Raw genomic sequence first — 6342 nt, forward strand, 5'->3', positions numbered from 1 at the left:
CATCGAGCCCTATGACGTCCATCTTTCCCGTGATGGTCGCGTCATGGAAGTGCTGAGCGAGCATCTCTGCCAGGGCTGGCTTGAAGGCTATCTGCTCACCGGCCGGCATGGCCTGTTTTCATGCTATGAGGCCTTCATTCATATCGTCGATTCGATGGTCAACCAGCATGCCAAATGGCTGAAGACCTCCGGCGAGCTCGCTTGGCGCAAGCCGATCGCCTCGCTCAATTACCTTTTGACCTCGCATGTCTGGCGGCAGGATCACAATGGTTTCAGCCATCAGGATCCGGGCTTTGCCGATCTGGTCGCCAACAAGAAGGCCGACACGGTAAGGCTCTATTTCCCGCCGGACGCCAACACCCTGTTGTGGATCACCGATCATTGCCTGAGAACCTATAACCGCATCAATGTCATCACCGCCGGCAAGCAGCCGGGACCGCAATGGCTGTCCATTGAAGAAGCCGGAGCGCATTGCAAAGCTGGAGCGGGCATCTGGGAATGGGCCGGCACGGTTGCTCAGCACGAGGAGCCCGATGTGGTCATGGCCTGCGCCGGCGATGTGCCGACCCTGGAAACACTGGCCGCGACAGACATTCTGCGCTCCGCGATCCCCGACCTGAAAATCCGCGTCGTCAATGTTGTCGACCTGATGACATTGCAGTCGAACACGGAGCATCCGCACGGCCTGCCCGACGGGGACTTCGACGCGTTGTTCACGAAAACACGGCCCGTCATCTTCGCCTATCACGGCTATCCCTATCTCATTCATCGCCTGACATACCGCCGCGCCAACCATGACAACATGCATGTGCATGGCTTCCGCGAGGAGGGCACCACGACGACGCCATTCGACATGGTGGTGCTCAATGAACTCGACCGCTACCATCTCGCGCTCGCCGCCATCGAACGCGTGCCGGGACTGGCCGAAAGGGCCGAAGGGCTTGCCGGCGAACTCCACGGCAGGTTGGCGAAGCACAAGGCCTATGTGCGCGAGCACGGCGAAGACATGCCCGAAATCCAGAAATGGAGCTGGCCCGACAAAGCCGCGACAAAGGGGCGCCAATGATGCGTCGGTCGATCCTGGCGCTGAATGCCGGCTCGTCCAGCATCAAGTTCGCGCTTTACGATCTTGTCTCATCACGGGATATGCAACTCGTTTCACGCGGCACGCTGGACCTGGGCGACAAACCCACACTGCGCGCAAAAGCGGCCGACGGAACGGTGCAGTGCGATCGGCCGCTCACCGCCGACAAGCGGCGTGACGCGGCCATAGGCGAGATGCTGAATTGGGTGCAGGGCGAAATTGGGGAAAGAAACCTGATCTGCGCCGGCCATCGCATCGTGCATGGCGGAAGCGAGTTCATCGAACCTGTCCGTCTGACCCCATACATCATCGACGCCATCGACAGACTTACGCCGCTTGCTCCGCTGCATCAGCCTCGCAGTCTCGCGCCCGTCCGTGCAATAGCCGCCTTGCAACCGGACCTGCCACAGGTTGGCTGTTTCGACACCGCTTTCCACCAGACGATCGATCCGCTCGTGCGGCGCTTTGCCCTTCCGCGCCAGTATGAAGAGCAAGGCTTGCGCCGCTACGGGTTCCACGGTCTCTCCTATGAATACATCGCCGGGCGGCTCAGCGAGATATCGCCAATTTTCGCGGCGAAACACACGATCGTCGCCCATCTCGGCAATGGGGCAAGTCTTTGCGCCCTGCACGGGGGCAAAAGCATCGATACCACGATGGGTTTTTCGGCCCTGGATGGCCTCGTCATGGGCACGCGGTGCGGCGCCATCGATCCCGGCGTGCTGTTGTATTTCCTGCTGGAAAGAGGCATCGCGGCGGAAGAACTGCAGGCGATGCTCTACGAGAAGTCGGGCCTGCTCGGCGTATCCGGGATTTCCGGCGACATGAGGACGCTCGAAGCGAGCAATGATCCTCGCGCGCAAGAGGCGATGGCGCTTTTCGCCTTTCGCGCCGCGAGAGAGGCCGCGGCGCTTGCAAACACGATGGGTGGCCTTGAATGCCTGGTGTTCACCGCCGGCATCGGCGAACGGTCCGCGACCATCCGCAAGGCCATATGCGAAAAATTGACCTGGCTTGGCGTGGTGCTTGAAGATCGCGCCAACAACACCCACGCCGAGATCCTCAGTCGTCCCGAGAGCAAGGTGGAAGTACGGGTGATTGCGACCGATGAGGAAAGTGTCGTTGCACGTCACAGCCGCATGGTGATGCAAGCCTGAACGCTCGCCTCGGCATCGGAAAATCGCTGTCGATTCGGCCCGATGAAAGCGCGGGCAAGGGTATTCCCTGTACGAAAATTACCAAGCAAGCGGTCGGGGGAACCAACTGCCCATAGAAATATTGTGCGAGCAATCCCGGCTAACCCCGAGATCGTCGGCCGATGATCAGGCCGACAGCCTTACTTCAGGCATTGGCTGAGGATCCATGTTTACGGACGACGTTGCGGTGAGGCGCCTGAAAATCCTGGTCGAGCAATATGTCGAGACACGCAAGAAACGCCACGATGTGATCTCTACCGCCAAGGCCGGGACCGCAATTCGAGAGGTGATGCCAAGTTGCCCGCTTTCCGGAAAGGCCTTCGATGATCTGATAGCGGCCTGCGCCATCGAGCATGGCCTCGCTGTGCTCTTCGACAATCCGGGGACATCAGGCACTGAAGTCTGAGGCTGGCGCTTCCGATGCCACCATCGCGATGAGCAGGAGTTCAGTCGACATGTCCAGGTACTTTTTCGACCTTCGAGATGAGAGCGGAAGCTTGCAGGAGGATCCCGAGGGCCAGGAATTTTCTGATCTCGCGAGCGCTGAGGAAAACGCGATGGCGTCGGCGAAGGAAATCCTTGCCGAAGAGCTGCTGCATGGCAGGCCGCTGCGTACCGGATTGACCTTCGAGATTTTTGACGAGAACCGCAACCTGGTGCTGCGCTTTCCTTTTGCGCTCGCGGCCGAAAAGGCCGGGGCACCCCCTTAATCCCGAATTGCCTGGCCGATCACCTGCAGGGGCCATACAGGTCGCCTCATGCGGATACTATCCTTCCGCCTTGAAGTTTCTGGCTTCCTTCTCGACCTTGGGGTTGTCCTTGCCATGCTTTTGCATGAGCTCCTTGGCCTGCTTGGGTGAGACGTCGGTGGTCTCTGCCAAGCGCAATGCCTTCTTGTCCTTGCTTTCGGTCTTCTGCTTCTTGGCCGTCATGGCTCTTGAACTCCCTTGAAGCCTTTTCCGATCGATCTTTGCCGGTGCGAACACCTGAGCATGTTCAGATGAACACTGTCGTTGCCTGGCTTGCTTCGACGACGAGACGTCAACGAGACGATGCCGGTCAGGTTCCGTGCATCGCCTGCTCATGTCCAAACTTGTCACGCCACGCGGCGGTACCGATGGCGGTCGCGGATGAACTCATTGAAGAAGCGGCCTTTTGAGGAAGCTTTGGTGAAAGCGGCATAAGTTGCCGGTGCAACATCCTCATATTCGTAGCGTCTGCCGCTCGGCACAAACCAGACCGACAGGATCCTGGTGGCGGGATCGTATTGCGCATTTCGGATCACGGTCGATGGCATGGTCGCACCCGACAGGTCTGCCCGAATAACCCGTTAGCGATCGTCAGGTTCCGCCGATATCCTGGCGTCACGCACCGCGACTACCGGTCGCGCGGGTTGCCGAACTTCGGGTCGCGCTTCCTTGAATATCGGTCGATGCGTGGCAGGCTGTCATCAAACTCGATCCACGGCAGCCTCAGGTCCCAATAGGCATGGGCTTGCGGCCGAAACCCTTCAGGGTTGTCAAAGAAGCCGATCGTCACATAGAACTCGTCCGGCAGGCCTTCGTCGCTATAGCCTATCGAGCTTCCACAGTCTGGGCAGAACGTGCGGGTGACGCCTGGCGTTTGGGAAAAGGCCTTCGGCGTCCCTCTGAGGAGCTGAAATTGCTTCGGCCGGTAACCAACCCAGATCGTCAGCGGACTTCCGATGGCCCGGCGGCAATCGTCGTCGTGATCGTAGCATATCCAGAAAGGCTCTCCGTCCAGGGCTGCGGCGATCCCTCCGCAGAAGCAGGCTCCGGTTTCGCGCCGCATCGTCTGTCCACCCTGTTGCGCCTAAGAGAGAGCGGCCGAGTGGCCGCTCCCGTTCAAGGTGAAGTCCTTGAAATCATGCATCGTGATGCTCGGGCATGCTCTTGAGCTGATCCTTGGTCCAGTTCGTCACCGCGTGAACGTCGCCGTCTTCATCGCGCATGAATTCCAACTGGCTTGCGGGAACGGCCACCGGCTTGGCGCCAATGCCGAGAAAGCCGCCGACATCGATGACGACCTGACTGGCGGCTCCTGAGCCGTGCACATGCGAAACGCTGCCGACTTTGTTGTCGTCTGCGTCGTAAATCGTGGCGTCTTCGAGAATGTCTGGTGTCAGTTCGGTGCTTGTGAGGCGTACGTGGTTGGTGTGATCCATCTTTCGAGACTCCTGTTGGGTGGAATATTTGAACCTCTCAGCCGAGCAATCGTTCCGAACAATTCCGGGGGCGACGGACGGACGACGCAAGGACGCTAGAAGCCTCAACTCAGCCTCCGTCCGAATTGACTCGCAAAGCTCCGTACGGAAGCGTACAAAAGGAAATCGTCAGCAGCACAGTTGGGGCGCTGACGCTTGGGAGTGACCATCGCTCTTGCCCATCACGAAGGAGCCCGAGCACCCCGGTCTGCCAGTGGGCGCGATGACCGCGCTGGCGCGGGATACAGGCGCCACTGAACAACAGATACGCGAAATCATATCGCTCCTCGGGTTCGATCGCGCCTCTATCTTGCGGGAGGCTCGTTTGCTGGCGAAAGATAGTCAGCCAACAAGGCCTTCGAGTCTTCAGCAGTAACTGTCGGTTTCATACCAACGCGCCCGCCCGTCTAGTGCTGCGCGAGACGAAGTCTATGGTTCGTTACCGTCCGCTCGTTCGACGGGCGCGGCCGGCTAAGAGATCCCAGTGCTCTTGCCCAAGGGAAAAGAGTCTCGTGGATTACCAGACACTGCAAGCCAAGAGCGAATTGCTTCGCCGGATGAGCGCGGACGATTTCGCGCGGCTACGTCCGCATCTGGCGAGTGTTTTTCTTGAGTTGCGCGCGCCGCTGGAGACCGCGGGGCAGAAGATCGAAGCCGTCTACTTTCTGGAAAGCGGGCTGGCCTCGGTAGTGGCGAGGACTTCGCCTGCGACCGAAGCCGAAGTCGGAATCATCGGGTTCGAAGGAATGACCGGTTCGGCCCTGGTCATGGGGGACGACCAGGCCAACTTTGATTGTTACGTCCAGTCGACATGCGAGGCTCTCCGGATAGAGGCTGCCCCCTTCGTCGAAGCCCTGGAGGACAGCCCTACATTGCGGTCGTTCCTGTTGCGCTATGTCCAATATTTCCATGTTCAGACAAGCTATACGGCATCGATCAACGCGCGGCAGAGCCTGGAAGTTCGACTGGCAAGATGGCTTTTGATGTGCAGCGACCGCACTGTCGGCGACAGGCTTATGATAACCCATGAATTTCTGTCCATCATGCTTGGTGTGAGGCGTCCGGGGGTTACCGTCGGCCTCCAGATGATCGAAAGTTATGGTTATATCCGAGCGCGCCGCGGAGAGATTACGATCCGCGATCGAGACGGTCTCATGACGTTGGCGCGAGATTCTTACGGTCCACCCGAAACCCAGTACCGCCGGCTGGTCGGAGATTTGGGCTCGAAGCATCCCGCGAGGCAGGAGCGGCCTCTCGTTTGAGCGCGCCGGGCCAACGGAGGCTTCTCCGCCACTGAGCCGACAACAGGACATTTCGAGTGGCCGGCGCGATGATGCCGGTGAGACACCGTTGCCTAAACCCGCGCCGGCCACTGCGGCATGTTTTGGGGATGCCGCGTTGCCAATCTAGTTGCCGACAAGCAACTGGCAACGAAGGCTCACGGTTTGGTAAGAACCGTACGTACATGCACGCAACTCCCTCGGTCGCGTTCAAGGCATGCTCGCGAAATCCTGAGTTGAATACAGTCCCTCGATAAAATCCGGATTGGCAGGCCCTGTCCGTCGTTGGGGTGACGTCCGCAGGGTGGGTGCAGATTGGCTGGCCAGGTTCCGATATTGCCAGGCGGGCTGGCCTTCACCATCTTAGCTGGGATGGCGACACCCAAATCGAAAACACTCGACTCCGGCTCATCCGGGCTTCAGCACGATCTCTTTGGTGCTGCCGACGACCTACCGGAAGGTTTCTTCTATCAGCCCGAGTTGATCACGGCGCAAGAAGAAACGGAACTCGCCCGGCATCTGGAAGGCCTTCCGTTCGAGGCGTTCGATTTCCGTGGC

9 protein-coding genes and 1 pseudogene are annotated in these 6342 nt (G+C 59.4%); 6 read left to right on the forward strand and 4 right to left on the reverse strand.

Annotated features, from left to right (window positions below; all coding sequences use genetic code 11):
• From EN932_RS25890 to EN932_RS25905, 4 genes are all read left to right on the forward strand, one after another.
• The coding region (locus EN932_RS25890; RefSeq protein ID WP_164890621.1) for a phosphoketolase family protein at window positions 1-1066 on the forward strand (1066 nt) is incomplete at its 5' end.
• Window positions 1063-2241 carry an acetate/propionate family kinase gene (locus tag EN932_RS25895; RefSeq protein WP_127369072.1) on the forward strand — a complete coding sequence of 393 codons (1179 nt, stop codon included), beginning with the start codon at window positions 1063-1065 and terminating at the stop codon, window positions 2239-2241. The genes EN932_RS25890 and EN932_RS25895, both read left to right, overlap by 4 nt.
• Window positions 2242-2446: 205 nt before the next feature.
• A complete protein-coding gene (locus EN932_RS25900) occupies window positions 2447-2686 on the forward strand; it encodes a hypothetical protein (protein ID WP_013531534.1) in 240 nt (79 codons plus the stop codon).
• A 91-nt stretch (window positions 2687-2777) separates the two neighbouring features.
• Entirely contained in the window at window positions 2778-2990 is a 213-nt protein-coding gene (locus EN932_RS25905) for a hypothetical protein (protein WP_063168031.1), read from the forward strand.
• 57 nt (window positions 2991-3047) lie between these two features.
• Here the strand turns inward: EN932_RS25905 and EN932_RS25910 are convergent, their stop codons facing one another.
• The 4 genes from EN932_RS25910 to EN932_RS25925 all read right to left on the reverse strand — a co-directional run bounded on the left by EN932_RS25910 (window position 3048) and on the right by EN932_RS25925 (window position 4465).
• Entirely contained in the window at window positions 3048-3212 is a 165-nt protein-coding gene (locus EN932_RS25910; protein ID WP_013531536.1) for a hypothetical protein, read from the reverse strand.
• A gap of 164 nt (window positions 3213-3376) precedes the next feature.
• The gene (locus EN932_RS25915) at window positions 3377-3577 is read right to left on the reverse strand and encodes a KTSC domain-containing protein (protein WP_013531537.1); all 201 of its coding nucleotides are present in this window, start codon (window positions 3575-3577) and stop codon (window positions 3377-3379) included.
• A gap of 80 nt (window positions 3578-3657) precedes the next feature.
• Window positions 3658-4092: a GFA family protein gene (locus EN932_RS25920; protein ID WP_013531538.1), complete on the reverse strand. Its 435-nt coding sequence runs from the start codon at window positions 4090-4092 to the stop codon at window positions 3658-3660.
• 73 nt (window positions 4093-4165) lie between these two features.
• Window positions 4166-4465 carry a PRC-barrel domain-containing protein gene (locus EN932_RS25925; protein WP_013531539.1) on the reverse strand — a complete coding sequence of 100 codons (300 nt, stop codon included), beginning with the start codon at window positions 4463-4465 and terminating at the stop codon, window positions 4166-4168.
• Window positions 4466-5016: 551 nt separating this feature from the next.
• Between EN932_RS25925 and EN932_RS25935 the strand changes: the two genes are divergently transcribed.
• Together EN932_RS25935 and EN932_RS25940 are read left to right on the forward strand one after the other, a co-directional pair.
• Complete coding sequence (locus EN932_RS25935) at window positions 5017-5766, forward strand: Crp/Fnr family transcriptional regulator (protein ID WP_013531540.1); 750 nt, start codon at window positions 5017-5019, stop codon at window positions 5764-5766.
• Between the two features lie 333 nt (window positions 5767-6099).
• A pseudogene (locus EN932_RS25940) lies at window positions 6100-6342 on the forward strand (alpha-ketoglutarate-dependent dioxygenase AlkB); the annotation flags it as partial.

The organism is Mesorhizobium sp. M7A.F.Ca.US.002.01.1.1 (genome assembly GCF_004022955.1).
GTDB lineage: Bacteria > Pseudomonadota > Alphaproteobacteria > Rhizobiales > Rhizobiaceae > Mesorhizobium > Mesorhizobium ciceri.